The following is a 21,915-nucleotide window of genomic DNA, read 5'->3' as shown; positions in this document are numbered from 1 at the left end:
ACGGGCGGGGTCCTTGAGGGCGTCGTTGGCAAGTCCGTCGAGGGATTTGCCGAGCGGGCCGTCGTCACGGGCACGCACGCTGCCGTCGGCGGAGCGCTCTCCGTGGCGCAGGGCGGCAGCTTCATGGAGGGGTTTGCGTCCGCGGGCCTCGGCAGCGTCGGCGGGTTCATTCGGATGGGGCTGTCGATACGCTTTGCCCATGCCGCCACTCCATTTGTTGATCTCGACCTGAAACGCCGTGCCCTGAGCTTGGTTGCGCCGTCGACTGCGCGGGCCGTGAACGCTCGTCGTTCCGACCACGTTGAAAAAATTAGTCCGTAAGTAGTGCGCAATTCCGTGCGCTATGTCGGTTCAGGAATAACGATCTTGAAAACTTGATTTTCGAGGAACATATTTTCCAAACGCCTGATGTGAGGTACTAATTTGTATTGGCCGCGCCGTGATCGGAAGCACGTGCACGGCCTATGTCGCCGCGATGCGGATTGGACCGGTCGCTTCTCGGGCGCGCATTGCACGCCTCACGCTTTCAGCGCGACCGCTGCGTGGAGAAGGTAGAGCCTTTCATTCCGCGACCATCCGAAGAGCAGTTGGCGGCGCGATGCGCCGCCGTGAAATCGGGAGAACAAGTAGTCATGGCTAGCATCACCGTGAACGGGGAAAAGCGGACGATCGACGGAGATCCCGGAACGCCTCTGCTCTGGTATCTGCGCGACGTCGCAGGATTGACGGGCACGAAGTACGGTTGCGGTGCGGGTGTGTGCGGCGCGTGCACGATCCATCTGGACGGCGTGGCTGTCCGCTCCTGCATAACGACCGTCGAAATGGCGGACGGAAAGTCCGTGACGACGATTGAGGGCTTGAGCGCGGATGGAGACCACGCCGTGCAGAAGGCCTGGCGGCAGGTGAGCGTGCCGCAATGCGGCTTCTGCCAGGCCGGCCAGATCATGCAAGCCGCATCCCTGCTGGCGCAGAACAGCGCGCCCTCGGACGAGGACATTGTCGAGAGCATGAGTGGCAATCTCTGCCGGTGCGGCTGTTATCAGCGCATCCACGAAGCGGTGAAGCTGGCGGCGGGAGGCGTTTGATCATGTTGCATTACATCGAAAACGAAGCGAAGGCCCGGGCGGCGAAAGCCTCCACGCAGGCCATCATCGAAAACGTGAGCCGCCGGCACATTCTGGGTGGCGCCCTGTTGGCTTCCGGGCTCGTGCTCGCGGTCAGAATTGCGCCTGCCGTCGCGCGGGAGCCGTTGAAGCCCTATCCGACCGGTGCGGAGGGCATGTCCGACAAGACCGTCAACGATCCGCACATCTTCATCGCCATCGACAAGAGCGGCGATGTGACGATCGTGACGCATCGCGCGGAAATGGGCACCGGCATTCGCACCAGCCTGCCGATGGTGGTGGCCGATGAAATGGAAGCCGACTGGTCGCGCGTGCGCCTGGCGCAGGCGGAGGGCGACGAACCCAAGTACGGCAACCAGGACACCGACGGCTCGCGCTCGATGCGCCATTTCATCCAGCCGATGCGCCAGTGCGGTGCAGCCATGCGCCAGATGCTTGAAGCGGCTGCGGCGGCCAAGTGGGGCGTGGACGCCAAGCTCTGCAAGGCAAAGGCACACACCGTCGTCAAGCTCGACGGCGCGGGCAAGGAGACGGGCGACAGCATCGGTTACGGCGACCTCGCGGAAGCCGCCATGGCGCTGCCGACGCCAGCAATCGATACTTTGACGTTCAAGACGCCTGAAGAATTCAAGTTGATGCGTAAGGGCGAGACCAAGATCGCCGATCTGCGCAACATCACGGTGGGTAAGGCGATCTACGGGGCAGACGTCCGCCTGCCCGGCATGAAGTTCGCTGCCATGATCCGGCCCGACGTTCTCGGCGCCAAGATCAAATCGTACGATGCCTCCGAGGCGCTCAAGATTCCGGGCGTCGAGAAGGTTGTCGAAATCGAAGGCGTCTACACCGTCCCGCGCAAGTTCGGGCAGCTCGGCGGCCTCGCCGTCGTGGCCAACACGACGTGGGCCGCGATGCTGGGCCGGGACGCGATCACGGTCGAGTGGGATCTCGGCCCCAATGCGACCTATGACTCCGCCGCCTACACCAAGGAGATGTCGGCGACGGCCGCCAAGCCGGGCAAGGTGATCCGCAACCAGGGCGATGTGGACGCGGCGTTCGCCAAGGCCAAGCAGGTGTTCAGCGAGGAGTATCACGCGGCGCATCTCGTACAGGCGGCGATGGAGCCGCTGGTGGCGTCGGCGCGCATCAAGGACGGCAAGGCCGAAGTCTGGGCGCCCGTGCAGAGCCCGTACGGGGCTCGCAAGGACATCGCCGAAGCGCTCAAGATGAAGATCGAGGACGTGGTCGTGCACGTCACGCTGCTCGGCGGCGGCTTCGGCCGGAAGTCGAAGTGGGACTTCATGATCGAGGCCGCGCTGCTCTCGCAGAAGCTCGGCGGCGAGCCTGTGATGCTACAGTGGTCGCGCGAGGACGACACGCGTCATTCGTTCTATCACACCACGTCCGTAGAGCGCATCGAGATGGCGGTCGACGAGGCCGGCAAGGTGACGGGCTGGCGGCACCGCACGGTGGCGCCGTCGATCGTTTCGACGTTTGCACCCGACAGCGGCTACCAGTTCCCGATCGAGTACGGGATGGGGTTCGTTGACGTGCCGTTCGATGTGCCGAACCTCCGGTGCGAGAACGGCGAGGCGAAGACGCACACGCGCATCGGCTGGTATCGCTCGGTGTCGAACGTTCCGCGCGCGTTCGCCGTGCAGTCGGCGGTGTGCGAGATGGCGCACAAGCTCGGCCGCGATCCCAAGGACTTCCTGCTCGAACTGATCGGGCCGGACCGGAAGATCGATCTCAAGGCGGGCGGGTTCCCGGAGGACTTCTGGAACTACGGCGAGCCTTACGAGTCGTTCCCGATCGACACCGTGCGGCTGAAGAACGTCATCCGTCTTGCGGCCGAGAAGTCCGGCTGGGGCAAGAAGCTGCCCGAGCGCCAAGCGCTCGGCATCGCGGCGCATCGCGCCTTCGCAAGCTACGTGGCGAGCGTCGTGCATGTGGCCATCGACGAAGACGGCACCGTGCGCGTGCCGGAGGTCGTGACCGCGGTCGATTGCGGCTTCTACGTCAATCCGGAACGCATTCGCTCGCAGATCGAGGGCGCGGCGGTGATGGGCATGTCGAACGCACTCTACAGCGGCATCACCTTCAAGGACGGCGCGGTGGAACAGTCGAACTTCTCCGACTACTCCATCGCGACCATGGGCAACTACCCGAAGAAGGTCACGACGATCATCGTCGAGCCGCAGGATGCGTCCTGGCACACCGGCGGTATCGGTGAGCCCGGCGTGCCGCCGTTCGCGCCGGCGTTGGCCAACGCGATCTTCGCGGCGACGGGCAAGCGCTTGCGTAACCTGCCCATGGGCGAGAAGGTCACCTGACCCTTCATCGATCTCGAAAAGAAAAGCGCGCCGGACAGACAGTCCGGCGCGCTTTTTTTTGTCGGTTCAGCCGCGTGGCGGTTCAGTCGTCGCCATAGAGATCCGGGACGTACATCGCGTCCGGAACGGGGCCGCGGATGTAGTCCGGGTTCTTGACCCGCTCGGGCAGCACGATGAGAGAGCGCTCGACTTCCCGGTAGGGAATCTGCGCGAGCAAGTGGCCGATGCAGTTCAGCCTGGCGCGCTTCTTATCCACCGCTTCGATGACCCACCACGGCGCCTCGGGAATGTGGGTGCGCTCCAGCATCGCTTCCTTGGCCTTGGTGTAGGCTTCCCAGCGACGGCGCGACTCCAGGTCCATCGGCGAGAGCTTCCATTGCTTCAGCGGATCGTGGATGCGCATCGAGAACCGGAAGTTCTGCTCTTCATCGGTGATCGAGAACCAGTATTTCACGAGCAGGATGCCGGAGCGAACCAGCATGCGTTCGAATTCCGGCGCGGAGCGGAAGAACTCCTCGACCTCAGCGTCGTTGCAGAAGCCCATGACGCGTTCGACGCCCGCGCGATTGTACCAGCTGCGGTCGAAGAGCACGATTTCCCCGGCAGCCGGAAGATGGGCGGCGTAGCGCTGGAAGTACCATTGCGTACGTTCGCGCTCGCTCGGCGCGGGGAGAGCTGCCACGCGGCAGACACGCGGGTTGAGCCGCTGCGTAATGCGCTTGATGACGCCGCCCTTGCCGGCCGCGTCGCGGCCTTCGAAGATGACGACGACCTTGAGCTTCTGATCGACCACCCAGTCCTGCAGCTTGACCAGTTCGCGCTGCATGCGGAACAGCTCTTTGAAGTAGAGCTTGCGGTCGAGGGCGGAGCCGCCATCCGCATCGTCCGAGAGGCGTTCGTCTTCGAGCTCGAGTTCAAGCTCCTCGTCGAAGCTGTCGAGGAATTCTTCCTTTATTTTCTGTGACAGCTCATTCTTGTTCGTCATGGGGCAGGCTGCTCCGTGGTTTTCTACGCGACCAGCGGATCGAAACCGCCGGCTTAAGGCCGTGCATGATTCAGCGCGCGTTGTGACGGGTTGATGACAGCGGCCGGCTCGCTCTGTTCACGCCGGATGAAGGCGAGGTTGCGCGCGTAAATGATCACGCCGAACTGGCCGATCAGGATCGCCGGGGCTAGCAGCGGTCTGCGACACGTCGACAAACGGTTGGTGACAGGAACCTGACAGTGCCGCCGGTCCCTGTCGCTCTTCGCGCGGGTCCAATGAAATCAGTGAGATTTATCTAAGCCGTGCGAGATCGTTTGCGGCTGTCGGACAGCTGTGGCAGCGTTGCGCCAAGACATTGAATAATGCGCCCGCGCGTGCCGTCGGCACATCAAGATGGGCGATGGGGAGACAGATGCATGGGGCGCACTTCGGCTGCCGCAGACTCATGTGGAATCGGCGTCGCGAGCAGCCGTTCTCCGGTGGTTCGAGACGCGATCCAGGATTTGAAGGGCGCTCTTACGGGTGACTTCCAGCACATCGTGGCGTTTTTCTCGATCGACTACGACGCGGAGGCGATGGCAGCCGGCCTCGCTCAAGCGTTTCCCAATGTTGCGATCACCGGTTGCTCGACCGCCGGCGGGATCAGTCCGGACGGGCTGTTCGAGCACGGAGTGGTGGTGCTCGCCTTTCCGCGCGAAGGCTTCCGCATCCAAACGGGCGTCATCGAGGACGTGGCCGCATTCGGCGTGGAACGATCGAGCGAGATCGTTACGCATCTGAAAGCGCAAATGGGGTACGGCGCCGACGGAAAGCCTTCCGACCGCGTGTTCGGCGTGCTGCTGGTCGACGGCCTCTGCAACGGGGAAGAAGCGCTGGTGGCCGCGGTGCATTGGGCATTCGGCGATATGCCACTGGTTGGCGGATCGGCGGGCGACGGGCTGGCCTTCACGCGCACGTCGATTATTCACGAAGGCCGCGCGCTCGGCCGGGCGGCCGTGCTCATCATGATCGAGAGCGACTTTCCGTTCCGGACCTTCAAGACGTCGAATTTCGAGCCGACCCAGATCAAGCTCGTGGTCACGTCGGCAAACACCTCGAACCGCACCGTGCACGAGCTCAACGCGGAGCCGGCGGCGCGGGAATATGCCTCCGCCATCGGGTTGATGCCCGACGATCTCGGGCCGTTCAGCTTCGCCTCCTACCCCTTGGTGGTCAAAGTCGGCGGGGACTACTACTGCCGGTCCATCCGCAACATGAACCCGGACGGTAGCCTGTCGTTCTTCTGCGCTATCGACGAAGGTCTCGTCTTCACGGTGGCTCGGCCCAAGGATATGCTGAGCTCCACAGAGCGCGTGCTGGAGGAGCTCGACAGTGCGCTCGGAGGCATCGATCTCGTGCTCGGCTTCGATTGCGTATTGAGGCGTCTCGACGCGGAGAACCGGCAGGTCCGGCGGCAGATGGAAGACCTCTACAAGAGTTACGGCGTGGTCGGCTTCCACACCTATGGTGAGCAGCACAACGCCATGCATCTCAACCAGACGCTGACAGGTGTCGCGTTCGGGCCTCGGCGAGGCGTGCGTTGACCATCGATCAACCCATCGATCAACCCGTCGGTCAACTCAAGGGTTCGTCGCGCGCGGATGCACTCGAGGATCTCGAACGGCGCAATACCAAACTGGCCAAGATCAACGCCGCGCTGATGCAGCGCGTCGAGCGGTCGATGGACTATCAGGCGAACGCCTATTCCATGTTTCAGACCGCCATCGGGCTCGAAACCCAGGTGCGCGCGCGAACCGACGAATTGAAGGCCGCGCTCAACCGCCTGGAACGCACCAACGAGCAACTGACGTCGGCGCGCGACGGCGCCGAGCGGGCCAATCGCTTCAAGACAGGCTTCTTCACGGCCGTCGGCCACGATCTGCTGCAGCCGTTGCATGCCGCCCGCCTTTCGCTGTCGGCGCTGGCGGAAATCCACGACAATCAGGCGCATCAACGCTTGATCGGTCAGGTGGACCACGCGCTCTCGACGATCGAGGAGCTGCTGCGGACGATCCTCGATCTGTCGAAACTCGAATCCGGGGCGCTGAAGCCATCGTTCCAACCCATCGATACGCTCGACCTGTTCCGGTCCGTGCTCGTCGACATCATGCCGATCGCACGCGCCAAGGGGCTCGAGCTGTCGATGCGCGCGCGCGATGCGATCGTGTTTTCAGATCCGCTGATGCTGCGGCGGATCCTGCAAAACCTGCTCGCCAACGCGGTCCAATATACGGAGTGCGGGCGCGTCTTGCTGGCCAGCCGGCGGCGGGGCGATCACCTGCGTATCGACGTCTGGGATACGGGGCCGGGCATCTCCGCCTCCGAGCAGACGAAGATCTTCGAGGAGTTCCATCGCGGCGCCGCGGGCCAGCGTTCGCTCGGCGGCGGGTTCGGCATCGGGCTCGCCATTATCGCCCGCATGGGCGAGACGCTGGGGCACCGGATCGAGCTGTGCTCCGAGGTCGGCAAGGGAACGCGGTTTTCCGTCAACGTGCCGATATCGGACGGCGAGGTCTCGCATCCGGCCTTCACGCGCCCGCCCGCCAAATCGGCCGCGCTCGCCTATGGCCTCGCGGCGATCAAGGTCGTGGTGATCGACAACGATGCGGCGGTCCGCGATGCCATGCGCGCGCTGCTCGAGCGTTGGGGCTGCAATGCGCGGTTGCTGGACGGATTGGCCGCCGCCGACCGTCTCATCGCTGACGAGCCTGGGTTTTATCCGGACATCATCCTGGCGGACTTCCATCTCGACAACGGCGATTGCGGGCTGTCGGCGGTGGCGGCCCTGCGGGCAGGCCGGACGATCCCGATCCCGGCCGTCGTGATCACGGCCGACCATTCGTCGGATGTCGCGGGCACGGTGACCGCCGCCGGATGCGAGATCCTGCGCAAGCCGGTGAAGCCTGCCGAACTCAGGGCGCTGGTGACGCATCTCGTGCGGTAGGCGTCACGATCTCGACTGCGCGTCTTTCTCGGGTTCCCGCAAAGCGGCATTGGCCAGGATGGAGTCGTAGTCGAGCTTCGTCACCTCGATGACAGCCTGGGTGCGCGAAACCACGTTCAGCTTTCGCATGATCTCGGAGACATGCGCCTTGATGGTCGTCTCGCCGACGCCGAGTTCGTGGGCGATCTGCTTGTTCAGCATGCCTTGCCGGACCATGTTGAGCACGCGCAGCTGCTGGCGCGTCAACGAGGCGACGCGCGCGGCGAGATCGGGCTCGCGGGCCGTGCCGCCGTCAGCGGGGGGCGGCACGTAGCCTTTCGGCAGCACGACCAGCCCGGCCATGACATCCTGGATGGCTTCGGAGAGATCGCGTTTCTTGACCGATTTCGAGATGTAGCCGGCGGCGCCGCAGCTCATCGCCTCATGCACGATACGGGGGTCTTCGTGGGCCGAGACGACCAGGATCGGTTGCTTGGGGCGGGCGGCGCGGAGTTCGATCAATCCATCGAAGCCACGGGTGCCCGGCATCGACAGGTCGAGCAATACGAGGTCGAACGCCTGTTCGCTGGCCAGCGCCTGCTGGGCGGCGGCAATGGAGGAGGCCTCGACGATTTCAGCCTCCTGGTAGCCCTGCTGGATGGCGAGCTGGAGGGCTTCACGAAAGAGAGGATGATCGTCGACGATCAAAAATCTGACCGTCATGGCGTGTATCCTCCGTGGGGGATGGCGTCGCAGTCCGCCGCAATGGCTTCAAAAACAAGCACGTCCGACGCCCATCTGAACGCTTCGTAGGCATCTAGATGTCCCGCGTGACTGGTCTTTGGCAAGCGCAAAAGGATATTCTGGACCATCGTGCTAGGCCGCGCTCGCGGGGCCGGGAAGATGCTTAATCGGGCGCCAGGAGCCGCCGGGCGAGCCATTAGCAATTTGAGCGGGTTAGGCCCTGTCGCTCGGTGTTCGGTCAAACTTGGAAACGTCAGAACCCTTGTCTATAGTGCCGCGCGGAAGGTGGAGCGGCCGGACTGCCGCCCGCCCGGGGGGGCAGCTATATCTTCCGGCGAGCTTGAAAGTACGCGTAAGTCAGGGAGCTTGGGGCTGAATGAAGTGCAATCCTTCGCGATGGGTCTGGGGTCTTATTCCTATCGCGATGCTGAGCTGGGCGACCTTCCATCGTGAGCGTCCCAACGTCGAGGCGGATCTCACCGAACGGGCCCAGGCGGCGCTCGTCGCGGCCGGCCAGTCTTGGGCCAAGGTCAACGTCATCGGACGCGAGGCCGTCATCACGGGACGCGCCAAGAAGGATGGCGAGCCGAAGGCTGCGCTCGACGCCGTGCGCGCCGTGTGGGGTGTGCGGACAGTTCAATTGAAGACCGATCTGGCGGGTTCCCAGCGGTTGCCGGTGGCGGTGGGTCCGGCGACGGATCCCGGCTTCGCGCGTCACGCGGAAAAGCAGAAGAAGCAGGACGAAGCCGCTGCCGCAGCCGCGCTCAAGGCGCGCCAGCCGGAAGCGTCCGCCGTGCTGAAGGCGCAGCAGGAAGAAGACGCAGAAGCGGCCCGCAAGGCGCACGCGGACGCCGAGGCTGCGCGCCGCGGGCAGGCGGAACAGGCCGAAATCGAACAGGCACAAAAGGCCAAGCGCGAGGCTGACGCGAAGGCTGCGGCGCTCGCCGCCGAGCAGGCCGCTAAGGCCCAGGCCGCGCAAAATGCCGAAGCGGTTGCGGCGCAGGCGGCCAAACGAGAGGCCGAGAAGGCTGCCGAGGCCCGCGCCGCCGCGGAGACCGAAGAGACGCGTGCCGCCGAAGCAGTTGCGGCGCAAGCGGCGGAAGAAGAGTCAGAGAAGGCTCGAGCCGCGGACGCGCGCGCTGTCGCTGAGCGGGAAGCGGAGGTATCGCGTAAGGCGTACATGGACGAGGTCGCCGCAGCCGAGCGTAAATCCCGCTTGTCTGCCGAGGCCGAGCAGCAGGGCGCGAAACAGCAGGCCGAGCGCGAGCGCACCGCGGTGACGTCCGAGCAGGACGAAGCCGCGCGCCGGGCACACCAGGACGCCGAAGCGGCCGCGGCCCAAAAGGCCAAGCAGGAGGCCGACATGGCCGCCGAAGCGCGGGCCGACGCGGAGGCTGCCCGGCGTCGTACCGAGCAGGAAATAGAAACCTCCCGCAGAGCGTACATGGAGGAGGTCGCCGCCGCCGAGCGCAAGGCGCGCGAGGACGCCGCGGCAGCTGCCGCGAAGGCCAAGCAAGACGCCGATTGGGCTGCTGCGGAACAAGCTAAAACCGAAGCCGAAGCGAAGGCGAAAGCAATTGCCGACGCCAAGGTCAAGGCCGATGCGGACGCCAAGGCGCACGCCGCAACCGAGGCAAAGACCGCAGCGGCGGCAAAGGCCGCGGCCGACGCCAAGGTTAAGTCCGATGCTGACGCTGCGGCAAAAGCCGCAGCCGACGAAAAGACCGCAGCCGAAGCAAAGGCCGAAGCCGAGGCGAAGGCGAAAGCAATTGCCGACGCCAAGGTCAAGTCCGACGCAGACGCCAAGGCGAAAGCCGCCGCCGAGGCGAAGACCGCAGCGAACGCAAAGGTCGCGGCCGACGCCAAGGCTAAGGCCGATGCAGACGCCAAAGCAAAAGCCGCAGCCGACGAAAAGACCGCAGTCGAAGCAAAGGCCGCAGCCGAAGCGAAGGCGAAAGCAATTGCCGACGCCAAGGTCAAGGCCGATGCAGACGCCAAGGCGAAAGCCGCAGCCGACGTGCGCAAGACCGTGGACGCAGCAGAAGAAGCGCGAAAGTCTCGCAAGACCACCGACGAGACGCGCGTCTGCGAACAGCGGCTCGGCACGGCTGCCCAGCAGGGCGTGATCCTATTCGAGCGCGCCAAAGCCGACATCGATCCGAAGAGTTCGCTGACGATCGCGAAGCTTGCCGAGATCATCAAGTCGTGCCCGGGTGTGCGGGTCGAGGTGGCGGGACACACCGACAACGAGGGCGAGCCAGACCGCAATCAGCGCCTTTCGGACCGTCGCGCGCGCGCTGTGGTGAGGAGCCTCGAGTACGCGGGAGTTTCAGCAGACCGGCTGTCGGCCGTCGGCTTCGGGGCCGAACGCCCCGTCGCCGATAACGGCACACCCGAGGGCATGGCGCGCAACAGGCGCATCGAGTTCAGGGCCTATACGGACTAGACGTGGGGATCGAGATTGGGGACGGCGCGATGGAATACCTGTTCGTGAAGTTGTTCTGGTATCTGGCTGCCGCCTTCGCCATTGGCGTCGTCGTCGGGTGGATCAGTTGCGGACGAGTCAAGGACTGAGCCGGTAGTCGGGGCATCTCTGCTTTGCCGGACATGCTCGCCGGTGCGGCCTTGGGAGGGGAGTTGGGCGAATGACGTTTTTGTTGGTGCAGACGTTCTTGTTGCTGCTGGGCGCATTTTTGCTCGGCGCATCGCTCGCCTGCCTTGTGCGCCGAGCCTTCTCCGGCGGTCGCGAAGAAGCTGTTCAGGTTCCGGCTTCATCGCCGGGGTTGATGGGTGACGCGGCTCCGGCCGCCGTCGCAGCCGCGCCGCTCGCGACTGACCGGTTCGGCCGCGCGCTTGCTGGGCAGGGACCCGACGTGCCGCCGGTGTTCCAGGGACCGAACAGCGGGCCTGTCGTCGAGGTGCAACCTCCGCCGCGTCCGGCAGCCTTCGAGCCGGCGCCTGCTGCCGAGGCTCCGCCTGCCGCGTCCGCTGCCGTTTCCGCTCCGCCGCCGATCGAACCCGCGCAGGCGGCTGCACCGCCTCCGCCGCCTGTGGAAGCTCCGGCTCCCGTGGAAGATGTTCCGGCTGACAACGCGTTCAAGGGAGTCGCAGGGCGGACCTATACGGAAATCGCAGTCGCGGCCGCCGTCGCAGCTGCGGCCGCAGCAGCCGCGAAAGCCAAGGCCGACGAAGACGACGCGGAGCGCGCGGCGCAAGCCGAAGCCGCGAGCGCCGCCGCTGTCCAAGAGCCAGATGCGGGCGCGACGGATGACTCGCATTTCGGCACGCCGGTTCCTCCGGCCGCCCTCGGCGCTTCGGCGCTCGCGAGCCGCGAGCCGATCGACGATCTCACGCGGATCCGCTCCATCGATGCCGACCTCAAAGAGCGCCTGCACCGGTATGGAATCCATACGTTCGCGGCGATTGCGGCCTGGACGCCGGACGATGTGCGCGGCGTCAGCCAGACGCTCGGCTTCCGGGGCCGTATCGAAGACGAGAACTGGATCGAGCAGGCGGAAATTCTCGCGGGGGGCGGGGACACGAATGTCTTGCGGTCGCGGGCCGAGTTCGTGGACATCGCCGTTCCCGTCGACGGCGAGCGGCTGCATCGCGTCATCGGGATCGATCCAAAATCGGAGGGGCTGCTTTACGCCAACGGCGTGACGCGGCTGTCACATATCGCAGCGTGGAGCGACGCGGACGGCGCGTCGTATGAAGCGCTGCTCGGCATCGATGCGGGAAGGATTCTGCGCGAAGGCTGGGTCGAACAGGCCATGTTCCTTACTCGGGCCGAACGCGGGGAGCCCGATCCGGAGCCTGCGGTCGAGGTCCCGCCTCCAGTTGGCGACGTTTCCTCGCACCTGGGGCTGCCGCCGAAGGACGAGCCGGCCGTCGCTGCTCCCGTGCAGCCCGTAGCCGCCGTCACGCGAACCTCGATCATCACCATCGAGCCGCGATCCTCGACCAGCGACGGAGCGCCCGGCCGCGAGAGCCTAACCGGGCTGCGTTCGGTCAAGTCGGAAGCGTTCCGGGGCGGACCGGCGGGGGTGAACTCCGGCGAAGTCAACGATCTCAAGCGCATTCGCGGGATCGGCGTGCTGATCGAGAAGAAGCTCAATTCGCTCGGCATCACCGGCTATGAGCAGGTCGCGAACTGGACCGGCGCGGACATCGACCGGATCAGCCAGCTGTTGGATTTCAAGGGCCGCATCGAGCGCGAGAACTGGATCGAGCAGGCGCGCATTCTTGCGTCCGGCGGGCAGACTGAATTCTCGCGGCGGGTGGACAGAGGCGAGGCGTAGGCGCCTTCTCGCTCTAGATCTTCCAGCCGGAGTGGATGGCGGCGACGCCGCCCGTGAGGTTGCGCACCGAGACACGCTCGAAGCCCGCTTCGCGGATCATGGTGGCGAACGCTTCCTGTTTGGGGAAGCGGCGGATGCTTTCGACGAGATAGCGGTAAGGCTCCGCCGATCCCGCCGCCAGCTCTCCCAGGCGCGGAATGATCTCGAACGAGTGGAAATCGTAGAGCCGGTCGAGCAGCGGCACTTGGCATTCCGAGAATTCGAGGCAGAGGAAACGTCCGCCGATCTTGAGGACGCGGAACGCTTCGCGCAGCGCCTGATCGATGTGCGTGACGTTGCGGATGCCGAAGGCGATCGTGTAGACGTCGAAGGTGCGGTCCGGGAATGGCAGCGCTTCGGCGTTGCCCTGGGTGATCGTGATGCGCGGGCTCAGACCCTGCGCGGCGACCTTCCGGCGGCCTTCCTCCAGCATCTCGGTCGAGATATCGGCCAACACGGCGGTGGCGTTCGGGCCAGAGCTTTTCGCGTAGCGGATGGCGATGTCGCCGGTGCCGCCCGCGACGTCCAGCAGCTTGAACGGCTGTTCGTTGCGCGGGGCACCGATCAGGTTGACGAACTCGGCCTTCCAGAGCCGGTGCAGGCCGCCCGACATCAAGTCGTTCATCAGGTCATAGCGGGAAGCGACCGACGAGAAGACCTGGTTGACGAGGCCTTGGCGCTCGTTCTCGGCCACGGTGCGGAAACCGAAGCTCGTTTCGGTGCTGGGATCGGGCGGCGTCTGGGCAGGGTTTGTCATCGAGGGCGACCTTAGTCGGAATGGGCCTTGCGCGCCAAGCCCTCAGGAAAGCCGGACGAGGGGATGCGGCGTTTGGTTCGCGAGATAGCCGGCCACCGCGTGCGCCAGAACGGGCGCTAAGAGAAAGCCATGGCGGTAGGCGCCATTCACCAAGATCTGCCGGCCGTCGTTGCGGATCTCGACGCGCGGAAGATTGTCGGGAAATGCGGGGCGGATGCCCGCGCCCGTCTCCAGGATTTCGGCTTCGCCGAACGCGGGATGAAGCGCATAGGCCGCGCCGAGCAGCTCAAGCGCCGAGCGGACGCTGATTGGCCCCGCGTCCTCGCTCTCGAGCACGGTCGCGCCGACCAGGAAGCGGTCGTCGCCCCAGGGCACGACGTAGAGCGGATGGCGCGGATGGAGCAGGCGAACGGGCCGGGCGAGATGCAATTCGGCGGTGCGGATCAGCACCCGCTCGCCGCGCACGCCGCGCAGGTCCGGCAAGCGATCTTTTGCGGCGAATCCCCGGCAATCGATGACGATGCCGGGCGTCGAGGCATTGCTGTCCCACCGCTCGCCGAGCGCGATGTCCGCTCCGGCCGCGCTTGCGGCGTCGAGCAGGAAGGCCATCGCATCGGGCGTGGCCATGTGGGCTTCGTCGGGGAAATAGAAGGCCGTGCCGAAGCGGCCGGCCAGAGCGGGCTCAAGGACGGCGACGCCCTCGGCATCGAGCGTTTCGGGCGGCGCGGTGGCGCGGGCGAAGCGGGTGGCCTCCGCCTGATCGCGCGGCGCGGCAACGACCAGGCTGCCGGCATTGACGAGGCGTGGATAGATCGCACGCCAGTGGGCTAGTCCCTGCTCGCCGAAGCTGCGGATTTCCGGTGCGCCGTCGCTCTCGCATCCGGGGGCGAGCATGGCGCCGGCGAGACGGCTGGCGCTTTCGGCAAAAGGTTTGGCGCTGGCGTCGAGCAGGCGCACGGAATGTCCGGCACGGGCGAGGACGAGGGCCTGCCACAGTCCCAGGATGCCGGCGCCGACGACGGTAACCGGACGGGCGCCGTTCTCATGTCGGTGCTCAGTCGCCAAGAGCCGCCCCTTCGCGCCGCGGATCTGCGCCGCCTTCGAGGTGTCCGTTGCGGCGGACGACGGCGTGGACGCCCGAGTTCATGAGCCCCGGTGAAATGTCGTGACCGTAGCCCTTGAGCGCCAGCGCCTTCCAGATGGTGGACCAGCCGATTTCCAATTCGAGGGTGTCGCCGGTCGAGCCAAAATTCGGGAGATCGATCGCCGCCTGGGTGTCGAGCTTCCAGTCGATCAGGGCGACGAGCGTTTTGACGACATAGAGGATGATGCGGCCTCCGCCTGGCGAGCCGAGCGAGGCGAAGATCTCACCCTTGTCATCGAAGACGAGAATGGGCGCCATGCTGCTGCGCGGCCGCTTGCCGCCTTCGACGCGGTTGGCGATGGCATTGCCTGCCGCGTCGGTGGGGGTGAACGAGAAATCGGTGAGCTCGTTGTTGAGCAGGAAGCCGGCCGCGAACATTCCCGACCCGAATGCGCCCTCGATTGTCGTGGTCATGGCCACGGCATTGCCTTGCGCGTCGACCACCGAGATGTGGCTCGTGCCGGCTCGCTCAAGTGTCGCGTCGATGCCGAAGGCGCGCTTGTCGATGCCGGGCGGCGTGCCCGGCTCGGCGCTCGGCATGGCCTTGGCCGGGTCGATGAGGGCGCTGCGCGAGGCGAGATAGCCGTCGTCGAGCAGCCCGGCGGGAACGGACACGAAATTCGGATCGGCGATGTAGCGGTTGCGGTCGGCGTAGGCCAGACGCTCGGCTTCGGTGACGAGATGCAGGGCCGCGGTATTCATCGCGTCATCCGGGCCGCGGCCGGGGTCGAAGCGTTCGATCAGCTTCAGGATCTGCGCGACGGCGATGCCGCCGGACGACGGCGGGCCGATGCCGCAAATGCGATAAGACCGGTACGGCACACAGACCGGCGGGCGCTCGATGACCTTGTAGGCGGCGAGATCGGAGGCTGCGAGATCGCCAGCCGCGTTCGGAGCATTGCGGGCTGCGGCGACGACCGCTTCGGCAACCGGGCCCGCATAGAAAGCGGCGGCGCCATCCTTGACGATGGCCTCAAGCGTCGCGGCATAAGCGGGATTCTTCAGGATCTGGCCAATGGGGAAGGGGCTGCCGTTGCCATCGAAAAAGTAACCCTTCGCTTCGGCGGACAAGCCGGTTGGCCCGAACCAGCGCAACAGGAAATAGAGCCGGTTCGAAATCGGGAAGCCCTCGCGGGCGATGCGGATGGCAGGCGCGAACAGATCCGCCCAGGGGAGTTTCCCGTGCGCCTTGTGGGCGTGTTCCAGCAGCCGGACGAGACCGGGCGTGCCGATGCTGAGACCGGAATGGACGGCCGTCTCGAAACCGATGGGGCGGCCGTCCTTCAGAAAGCGGTCGGGACGCGCCGCGGCCGGGGCGGTCTCGCGCCCGTCGTATGTCTTGAGAGACTTGGCCGCCTGGTCCCAGTGCAAAAGAAACGCGCCGCCGCCGAGCCCTGACGATTGGGGCTCGACGAGCCCGAGGACGAGCTGGATGGCGATGGCGGCGTCGACGGCCGATCCTCCGCTGCGCAGAATTTCGCGCCCGGCTTCGGACGCCAGTGCGTTGGCGCTCGAAACCATGAACGTCTTGCCGATCGCCAAGCTCTTGTCCGACTGGCCGGTGTCGGCCTCCGGCTGAAGCTGCCGCAGGGCAGGCTGTTCGGCGTGTGCGCCGTAAACGGAGAGGCTCGCGCTTGCGAGCGCGAGGGCACACCAGATCGCGGCTCGCCGCAGCGTGGTCCTCAAGCGGCACGCCGGCACGCGAATCTCGGGCATGATCACGTCAGCTCTCCTTCGCGCCCCGAACGTCCGACAGGAGCCGGGGCCCTGCACACGGTTACGGTTATAGAGGCCAGCCCATGATTGAACACCTCCGTCGTTCGCTCCTGCCATTGGCCGCCGGGATGGCGGCCGGAGCAGCCGGCAGCTTTCTGCTGTTTGCTGGCACTCCCGATGTGCCGTCGATCGATGCGCCGTCGATTCGGGCCGTGCCAGCGGCGCCGCTGCTCGCCTCCAGCGAGACCGTGATCGGAGAACCGATCATCTACCCGGCGGGCAAAGGGAAGGTCACGGCGGCCGTCGTGACGCTGGCTCCGGGACAGGCGACCGGCTGGCACACGCACGCCGGCCCGGTCGTCGGCTATGTGCTGGAGGGTACGCTCGACGTCGACTATGGCGACAAGGGCGTGCACGTCTACCGCACGGGCGAGGCCATGCTGGAAGCCATCGGGTTCGCGCACAACGGGCGTAACAACGGGACAGTGCCGATGCGAATCCTGGCCGTGTTCATCGGCGCGGAGGGGCTGCCACCGAGTACGCCGGTCGCCGCTCCCGGCAAGCCGTAAAAAAATACGGCCGGAACGGCGGGGGCACCATTCCGGCCGTTGGGCCAGACCAATATTGATACGCACACGAACGCGGACGGCGCCGAAGGGCAGTTCTGAAATTCTCTGGCGGAGCACGCCGGATGAGGGAAATCCGCGGCTCTTGCCGGTACGCATGATGCAACGGAACGCAACTGACGGGACGCAACTGACGCAAAACGCACTTACGAGGCGAACGCAACTCAAACACGCAACACTACCGACGCACCAAACTCACGCACGACACGCGACGCATACAACACGACGAGGAATGACCCTCGGGACGCACACATCAGTCGAGCGGCCCGCACGGCCAACGCGCTCACAAAACACAGACTGACACGCGACTGTGTTCTTATTTTGTTCTCGCTGATTTGGGTGGCTAGGTCAAGCGTAAAACCGGGGTTTCCGATGCACTGCGAAGGCATCGCAAATGGCCGATATGCCTCATGATTCGGCAACCGTTGCGGCGTTGCACCGGTTCCCCTCCAAGTTGAGCAACATGGTGCGAACAGATCGCAGTGTGACCGCTATGCTCTGCCGCTAATTTGCGGACTGGTCTATACGGGCTCTTCACTTAACGGGCGCAACATGCCGACAAGGGCTTGAGGCGGTCGAGGGAACTCGCCCCAGGCTTGGCAATTATCACAGCGGGAGTCTCGTTGATGTTCGAGTTCAAGGCAAAGATCGGCAGTGTGGTTGCCGCGACGATTGCAGCTGTGGCTGTCATCGGCACTCCGGGCGTCGCAAGCGCCCAGACGCTGATCGAGTACCTGTGGGGCGGCGAGCCGGAATACGGCGGCGGCAAGAAGCAGACTGTCAGCTTCGATTCCAAGTACAGCGCCGGCCAGATCATCGTCAGCTTCGGCGATCGCCGCCTGTATCACATCACCAAGGCCGGCCAGGCCACCAGCTATCCGATCGCGATCCCGCGCGAGCAGAGCCGCTGGCAGGGCACCACCACTGTTTCCGCAAAGCGCGAGAAGCCGGATTGGCGTCCGACGCCCGAGATGCTGCGCGAGAATCCCAAGCTTCCGAGCTGGGTGCCCGGCGGGCATCCGATGAACCCGCTCGGCGTGCGCGCGCTCTATCTCGGCTCGAGCACCTATCGCATCCATGGCACGGACGCTCCGTGGACCATCGGTCAGAACGTCTCGAAGGGCTGCATTCGCATGTTCAACGAGGACGTCATCGATCTCTATCCGCGCGTTCCGACCGGCACGAAAGTCGTCGTGACGTGGGAGCGGTTCAAGACGAGCCCAGGCGATTTCGCCGATGCGGACGTCGCTCCGAGCACGACCAGCAGCAGTGCGGCCGCCGCCCCGACGGCTTCGGCAGCGCCTGCGCCTTCTGAAGAAACGCCGAAGGCCAAGTCCCGCTCGGTCGCGAGCCCGCCGAAGACCGGTTTCTTCATTTCCTCCGACGAGAGCGCGGCTGTGCCGGCTCCCGCCAGCGACGACGAAGAAGTGACCACGTATACGCGCAACTCCGACGGCACCTATACGAAGGACGGCTCCACGGAGAAGATTTCCGACGAAGAGGCGAAGGCCCCGGCTGCCGCGGAAGAGAAGAAGCTGACCCGCTACAATCGCAAGGTTGGCGCTGGTGCGATCTCCCGCTCGGCGCAGACCGCGGTCGAATAACCTCCGGCGCATTGCATTGAATAAAAAAGGGCGGCTGTTGCGACAGCCGCCCTTTTTCTTTGCGAGAAGCCGTCAGCGCATCGCTAGAGCATTTTCTGTTCAGACGGATCCGCCGACTTCACCCTCCCCCGTCCATGCGAAGCATGGCTTCGCCATGGCGGGGAGGGTCGCGCGAAGCGCGGGGTGGGGCGAAGGCCTTGGAGTATCGGCTTCCAAAATTCTCCGAGATCATCCCCCACCCCTACCCCTCCCCGCCAGGGGGTGGGGAGCGTTGCGATGCCGGGTGAATGCAAAAAATGTTTTAGCTGCCCTGCACGAGGCAGGTCTTGAGGCCCGTGGCGAGGTTGCGCAGCAGCGTTTCATAGGCGCGCGGGCCCGGCTCTACGAGTGCGCCTTCCGGATCGAGCGTGCCCGAGCGCGCGCTCGTTCCCTCGGTCACGGCCGCCACCAGCTTGGCCTGGAACTGGGGCTCGCTGAACACGCAGCTGGCTGAGAGCGCGCCGAGCTTCTTGCGAATTTCCGTCAGCCGCTTGGCGGAGGGCTTGGCCTCAGGATTGAGAGTGATCGAGCCCAGGGCGGAGAGCCCGAAGCGGCGCTCGAAGTATTGATAGGCGTCGTGGAAGACGACGTAGGGCTTGCCCTTCACGGGGTCGAGTTCGCGGGCGATGTCGGCTTCGAGGGCCACGATGGCGGCGTCGCTGCGGGCTGCATTGGCTTTGTACGTTTCGGCGTTGGCGGGGTCGGCGTCGGCCAGAACGCGGGCGATCTCAGCGACCATCTTGCGCGCGTTCTCCGGATCGAGCCAGACGTGACCGTCGCGGCTCCGGTGGTCGCCGCTCTCGTGTTCGCCGTCGTGCCCGGCGTGGTCGTGCTGGCCGTCGCCGGTTCCGTGCGCGTCTTTCTCGTGATCATGGTCGTGATCATGAGTGTCGTGATCGTGATCGTGAGGCTCGAAGGTGTCGCCGGTTCTGACGTTCAGCCAGTCGATGCCGGGCGCCTCGGCGAGGGTGACGATCCGAACGGAGCCCGGCAGCGCGGTGACGATTTTGCGCGTAAAGGGCTCGACCGTCTCCGAAACGCGGAACACGACGTTGGCGTGGTTGAGTTCGCGCGCGTCCGACGGCTTCAGGGCATAGGTGTGTGGAGAGGCGGCCCCTTTGACGAGCAGCGTGGGGACGCCCACGCCCTCCATGACCTGAGAGACCAGGGCGTGGATCGGCTTGATCGTCGCGGTCACTTTCAGCTCCGCCGCTGCCGGAAACGACGCGAGACACAACAAGCTGACTGCGCCGAGGGCGGCTGCCAGCTGGGGCGCGGGACGGATCCATGCGCGTTCGGAACGGATCGATGCAGGTGCGGGACTGTTTGATTGAGGTGCGGGACGCACGAACGTCTCCAAGGTGGCTGTGGGATGTGGATAACGGATACTATAACATCCAAATTGGCGCAACTTGGGCGGCCGACGCCTTGTTCCCGCTGTAATTTCAGGCTGGTTTGCGGCTCTCGGGCCTGCTTTGCGCAATCATTCCTGCCGCGCAGCCGCAGCGGCCAACATGTCTAACGCCCGTCCGGCTGGCTTCTCTCTCTATGGTAGAGTGAGCGATCCGGACGCTCAGGAGGCCATTTTGCGAACGATGACGTCGGCCATTTTCGGCCTGTTGGTGCTGGCGCTAGCCGCGACGGGCCACCCGCCTTCCGCGCTCGCTCATCCGCACGTGTGGGTGACAGTCGAGACGACGGTCGTCTACGACAACGGCGCCGTGACCGGGCTGCAGCACAAGTGGTCGTTCGACGACATGTACACGGCGATGGCCATCCAGGGTCTGGATGCGAACGGCGACGGCACGTACTCGCGCGAGGAGCTTGCCGAGCTGGCCAAGGTCAACATCGATGGCCTCAAGGAGTTCGGATACTTCACGATCGCCAAGCTGGGCGACAAAGTTGTGAAGTCGAAGGACCCGACTGACTATCATCTCGAATACAAGGACAGCGTGCTGTCCCTCTATTTCACGCTGCCGTTCGAGCAGCCGGTGCTTGCGGACGCGCCGAATTTCAATTTCGCGGTGTTCGACGAGACCTTCTTCATCGCGTTCGATTTCGTCAAAGAAAATCCGGTGAAGCTCAGCGCCGGCGCGCCGGCGGGCTGCACGGCGAGCGTCGGCGTTCCGGAGAACGAGATCGAGCAGTTCAAGGCACTCAACGAGTCGTTCGGCGGGCAGCTCTCGGCGGGGGATGCCAACGCAGGTACGGGCATGGGCTACGCGCAAACGGTGACGCTCGGTTGCAAAAAATCATGATGCGATCTTTTCCCGCGCTCGCGGCGCTGGTTCTGGGCCTTGTGTTGTCGTTCGGCGCGTTGGCGCAGTCCGAACCACAACGTTCGCCGTTCGGGGTGCCGCTGGCGCCGGGGCAATCGACGTCCGCGCCGCATAAGGCCGAGCGCAGCTTCGTCGGCGATGCGTGGTCGTTCGTGCTGGCGCAGCAGCAGCGGATCAATCGCGAACTCGCGGGCGCGGTGCGCCAGCTCAAGACCGGCGACGTGATGAGCGCGACGCTGATGCTCGGTTTCCTCGGTTTCATGTACGGCGTGCTGCACGCGGCCGGGCCGGGGCACGGCAAGGCGGTGATCTCGTCCTACGTCCTGGCGAACGAGCAAACGGTGCGGCGCGGAATCATGCTGTCGTTTCTCGCGGCGTTCTTCCAGGCGCTGTCGGCCATCGCTATCGTCGGCGTGCTCGCGATCGCGATGCGGGCGACGAGCCTCGAAATCAAATCCGCCGAGGCGTGGATCGAAACCGTGAGCTGGGGGCTGGTGGCGCTGATCGGCGTGTGGCTGCTATACGGGCAGCTTTCCAAGCTCTTTGCGCGCGCGCCGTCGGCTGCAGTGGTGCAGTCCACGGCAACTGCGCACTCACATGGTCACGATCACGCGCATGATCACGGCCACTCCCACACGCACGACCATGCGCACGCGCACAGCGGTTGCGGCTGCGGTCACGCGCATCATGAGCACGAGAAGGCGCAGGTCCATGTGACGGCCCAGGCGCACGCTCATGCCGGGCCTGACCATGCCCATCCGGTGACGGCGCGCGCACATGACGACCACGTGCATGCCGCCGACGGGAGTTGCTGCGGGCATGCCCATATGCCGGACCCTGCGCAGCTCGAAGGTACGCTCTCGTGGCGCAAGGCGCTGGCGATCGCGCTGTCGGTGGGCATCCGGCCCTGTACCGGCGCGATCCTCATCATGATCTTTGCGCTGAGCCAGGGGCTGCTGATCGCGGGCATCTTCGCGACCTTCGCGATGGCGCTCGGCACCGCCATTACGGTTTCGACCCTGGCCGCGCTGGCGGTCGGCTCGCGCGAGCTGGCGACGCGGCTTGCGGGCGGCGAAAGCCGGTTCGCCGGCGCGGTGGCGACGGGTGCGGGCCTCGTTGGATCGGCGCTCGTGTTCCTCATGGGCGCGAGCTTTTTCGTGGCCTCTCTGAGTGGCGGCATGAGCGGACCGCTTTAGTCTTTGCTCCGCGGACGTTCCCCCTCTAAGAACCGGGCCGTGAGCGGATCTCTCGATCTCTGGGCCTTC

Annotated in this window: 18 protein-coding genes; 12 read left to right on the top strand and 6 right to left on the bottom strand. The window is 65.2% G+C overall.

Features of this window, described 5'->3' with window-relative positions:
* The 3 genes from ACTIFK_RS13350 to ACTIFK_RS13340 all read left to right on the top strand — a co-directional run.
* Window positions 1-321: hypothetical protein (locus ACTIFK_RS13350; protein WP_439543564.1), on the top strand; the 321-nt coding region annotated here is incomplete at its 5' end.
* 311 nt (window positions 322-632) lie between these two features.
* Window positions 633-1,085 (top strand): (2Fe-2S)-binding protein, encoded by a 453-nt coding sequence (locus ACTIFK_RS13345; protein WP_439543563.1) that lies wholly within the window; start codon window positions 633-635, stop codon window positions 1,083-1,085.
* A 2-nt stretch (window positions 1,086-1,087) separates the two neighbouring features.
* Window positions 1,088-3,454: a molybdopterin cofactor-binding domain-containing protein gene (locus ACTIFK_RS13340; RefSeq protein WP_439543562.1), complete on the top strand. Its 2,367-nt coding sequence runs from the start codon at window positions 1,088-1,090 to the stop codon at window positions 3,452-3,454.
* An 82-nt stretch (window positions 3,455-3,536) separates the two neighbouring features.
* Here the strand turns inward: ACTIFK_RS13340 and ppk2 are convergent, their stop codons facing one another.
* Entirely contained in the window at window positions 3,537-4,439 is a 903-nt protein-coding gene (gene ppk2 / locus ACTIFK_RS13335; protein WP_439543561.1) for a polyphosphate kinase 2, read from the bottom strand.
* A gap of 416 nt (window positions 4,440-4,855) precedes the next feature.
* On the opposite strand from ppk2, the gene ACTIFK_RS13330 reads away from it, so the two are divergent.
* Both ACTIFK_RS13330 and ACTIFK_RS13325 read left to right on the top strand, forming a co-directional pair.
* Window positions 4,856-6,022, top strand: a complete 1,167-nt coding sequence (locus ACTIFK_RS13330) for an FIST N-terminal domain-containing protein (protein ID WP_439543560.1) — start codon at window positions 4,856-4,858, stop codon at window positions 6,020-6,022.
* Window positions 6,019-7,422 carry a hybrid sensor histidine kinase/response regulator gene (locus ACTIFK_RS13325; protein WP_439543559.1) on the top strand — a complete coding sequence of 468 codons (1,404 nt, stop codon included), beginning with the start codon at window positions 6,019-6,021 and terminating at the stop codon, window positions 7,420-7,422. Before ACTIFK_RS13330 ends, ACTIFK_RS13325 begins: the two co-directional genes overlap by 4 nt.
* A 3-nt stretch (window positions 7,423-7,425) precedes the next feature.
* Here the strand turns inward: ACTIFK_RS13325 and ACTIFK_RS13320 are convergent, their stop codons facing one another.
* Window positions 7,426-8,124: a response regulator gene (locus tag ACTIFK_RS13320; protein ID WP_439543558.1), complete on the bottom strand. Its 699-nt coding sequence runs from the start codon at window positions 8,122-8,124 to the stop codon at window positions 7,426-7,428.
* A 397-nt stretch (window positions 8,125-8,521) separates the two neighbouring features.
* Between ACTIFK_RS13320 and ACTIFK_RS13315 the strand changes: the two genes are divergently transcribed.
* The 3 genes from ACTIFK_RS13315 (at window position 8,522) to ACTIFK_RS13305 (ending at window position 12,446) form a co-directional block, all read left to right on the top strand.
* On the top strand, window positions 8,522-10,591 hold the full coding sequence (locus ACTIFK_RS13315; RefSeq protein ID WP_439543557.1) for an OmpA family protein: 2,070 nt from the start codon (window positions 8,522-8,524) through the stop codon (window positions 10,589-10,591).
* Between the two features lie 2 nt (window positions 10,592-10,593).
* Window positions 10,594-10,719: a hypothetical protein gene (locus ACTIFK_RS13310; RefSeq protein WP_439543556.1), complete on the top strand. Its 126-nt coding sequence runs from the start codon at window positions 10,594-10,596 to the stop codon at window positions 10,717-10,719.
* Window positions 10,720-10,790: 71 nt separating this feature from the next.
* Window positions 10,791-12,446 carry a hypothetical protein gene (locus ACTIFK_RS13305; RefSeq protein ID WP_439543555.1) on the top strand — a complete coding sequence of 552 codons (1,656 nt, stop codon included), beginning with the start codon at window positions 10,791-10,793 and terminating at the stop codon, window positions 12,444-12,446.
* A 13-nt stretch (window positions 12,447-12,459) separates the two neighbouring features.
* Here the strand turns inward: ACTIFK_RS13305 and ubiE are convergent, their stop codons facing one another.
* The 3 genes from ubiE to ggt are packed head-to-tail and all read right to left on the bottom strand — an operon-like array spanning window position 12,460 to window position 16,102.
* A complete protein-coding gene (ubiE, locus tag ACTIFK_RS13300) occupies window positions 12,460-13,242 on the bottom strand; it encodes a bifunctional demethylmenaquinone methyltransferase/2-methoxy-6-polyprenyl-1,4-benzoquinol methylase UbiE (protein ID WP_439543554.1) in 783 nt (260 codons plus the stop codon).
* 42 nt (window positions 13,243-13,284) lie between these two features.
* Window positions 13,285-14,307 (bottom strand): FAD-dependent oxidoreductase, encoded by a 1,023-nt coding sequence (locus ACTIFK_RS13295; protein WP_439543553.1) that lies wholly within the window; start codon window positions 14,305-14,307, stop codon window positions 13,285-13,287.
* Window positions 14,297-16,102, bottom strand: coding sequence for a gamma-glutamyltransferase (ggt, locus tag ACTIFK_RS13290; RefSeq protein WP_439543572.1), 1,806 nt, complete (start codon window positions 16,100-16,102; stop codon window positions 14,297-14,299). Before ggt ends, ACTIFK_RS13295 begins: the two co-directional genes overlap by 11 nt.
* 83 nt (window positions 16,103-16,185) lie before the next feature.
* Between ggt and ACTIFK_RS13285 the strand changes: the two genes are divergently transcribed.
* Both ACTIFK_RS13285 and ACTIFK_RS13280 read left to right on the top strand, forming a co-directional pair.
* A complete protein-coding gene (locus ACTIFK_RS13285) occupies window positions 16,186-16,671 on the top strand; it encodes a cupin domain-containing protein (protein ID WP_439543552.1) in 486 nt (161 codons plus the stop codon).
* 683 nt (window positions 16,672-17,354) lie between these two features.
* Complete coding sequence (locus ACTIFK_RS13280; protein WP_439543551.1) at window positions 17,355-18,332, top strand: L,D-transpeptidase; 978 nt, start codon at window positions 17,355-17,357, stop codon at window positions 18,330-18,332.
* A 301-nt stretch (window positions 18,333-18,633) separates the two neighbouring features.
* On the opposite strand, the gene ACTIFK_RS13275 is transcribed toward ACTIFK_RS13280, so the two are convergent.
* Window positions 18,634-19,569 carry a zinc ABC transporter substrate-binding protein gene (locus ACTIFK_RS13275; protein ID WP_439543550.1) on the bottom strand — a complete coding sequence of 312 codons (936 nt, stop codon included), beginning with the start codon at window positions 19,567-19,569 and terminating at the stop codon, window positions 18,634-18,636.
* A 397-nt stretch (window positions 19,570-19,966) separates the two neighbouring features.
* Between ACTIFK_RS13275 and ACTIFK_RS13270 the strand changes: the two genes are divergently transcribed.
* Together ACTIFK_RS13270 and ACTIFK_RS13265 are read left to right on the top strand one after the other, a co-directional pair.
* The gene (locus ACTIFK_RS13270) at window positions 19,967-20,629 is read left to right on the top strand and encodes a DUF1007 family protein (RefSeq protein ID WP_439543549.1); all 663 of its coding nucleotides are present in this window, start codon (window positions 19,967-19,969) and stop codon (window positions 20,627-20,629) included.
* Window positions 20,626-21,846 (top strand): nickel/cobalt transporter, encoded by a 1,221-nt coding sequence (locus ACTIFK_RS13265; protein WP_439543548.1) that lies wholly within the window; start codon window positions 20,626-20,628, stop codon window positions 21,844-21,846. The genes ACTIFK_RS13270 and ACTIFK_RS13265 overlap by 4 nt, the downstream gene beginning before the upstream one ends.
* The last annotated feature ends 69 nt before the right edge of the window (window positions 21,847-21,915 follow it).

The organism is Hyphomicrobium sp. (assembly GCF_051860585.1).
GTDB lineage: Bacteria > Pseudomonadota > Alphaproteobacteria > Rhizobiales > Hyphomicrobiaceae > Hyphomicrobium_C.
The sequence above is the reverse complement of the archived record's forward strand: the minus strand, read 5'-3'. Positions and strand labels throughout refer to the sequence as shown.

What these genes read in the sequence shown, in the direction of transcription:
- ACTIFK_RS13345 (WP_439543563.1), top strand. Translation starts at nt 633, where the DNA reads ATGGCTAGCATCACCGTGAACGGGGAAAAGCGGACGATCGACGGAGAT.
- ACTIFK_RS13340 (WP_439543562.1), top strand. Translation starts at nt 1,088, where the DNA reads ATGTTGCATTACATCGAAAACGAAGCGAAGGCCCGGGCGGCGAAAGCC.
- ppk2 (WP_439543561.1), bottom strand. Translation starts at nt 4,439, where the DNA reads ATGACGAACAAGAATGAGCTGTCACAGAAAATAAAGGAAGAATTCCTC.
- ACTIFK_RS13330 (WP_439543560.1), top strand. Translation starts at nt 4,856, where the DNA reads ATGGGGCGCACTTCGGCTGCCGCAGACTCATGTGGAATCGGCGTCGCG.
- ACTIFK_RS13320 (WP_439543558.1), bottom strand. Translation starts at nt 8,124, where the DNA reads ATGACGGTCAGATTTTTGATCGTCGACGATCATCCTCTCTTTCGTGAA.
- ACTIFK_RS13315 (WP_439543557.1), top strand. Translation starts at nt 8,522, where the DNA reads ATGAAGTGCAATCCTTCGCGATGGGTCTGGGGTCTTATTCCTATCGCG.
- ACTIFK_RS13305 (WP_439543555.1), top strand. Translation starts at nt 10,791, where the DNA reads ATGACGTTTTTGTTGGTGCAGACGTTCTTGTTGCTGCTGGGCGCATTT.
- ubiE (WP_439543554.1), bottom strand. Translation starts at nt 13,242, where the DNA reads ATGACAAACCCTGCCCAGACGCCGCCCGATCCCAGCACCGAAACGAGC.
- ggt (WP_439543572.1), bottom strand. Translation starts at nt 16,102, where the DNA reads ATGCCCGAGATTCGCGTGCCGGCGTGCCGCTTGAGGACCACGCTGCGG.
- ACTIFK_RS13285 (WP_439543552.1), top strand. Translation starts at nt 16,186, where the DNA reads ATGATTGAACACCTCCGTCGTTCGCTCCTGCCATTGGCCGCCGGGATG.
- ACTIFK_RS13280 (WP_439543551.1), top strand. Translation starts at nt 17,355, where the DNA reads ATGTTCGAGTTCAAGGCAAAGATCGGCAGTGTGGTTGCCGCGACGATT.
- ACTIFK_RS13270 (WP_439543549.1), top strand. Translation starts at nt 19,967, where the DNA reads ATGACGTCGGCCATTTTCGGCCTGTTGGTGCTGGCGCTAGCCGCGACG.
- ACTIFK_RS13265 (WP_439543548.1), top strand. Translation starts at nt 20,626, where the DNA reads ATGATGCGATCTTTTCCCGCGCTCGCGGCGCTGGTTCTGGGCCTTGTG.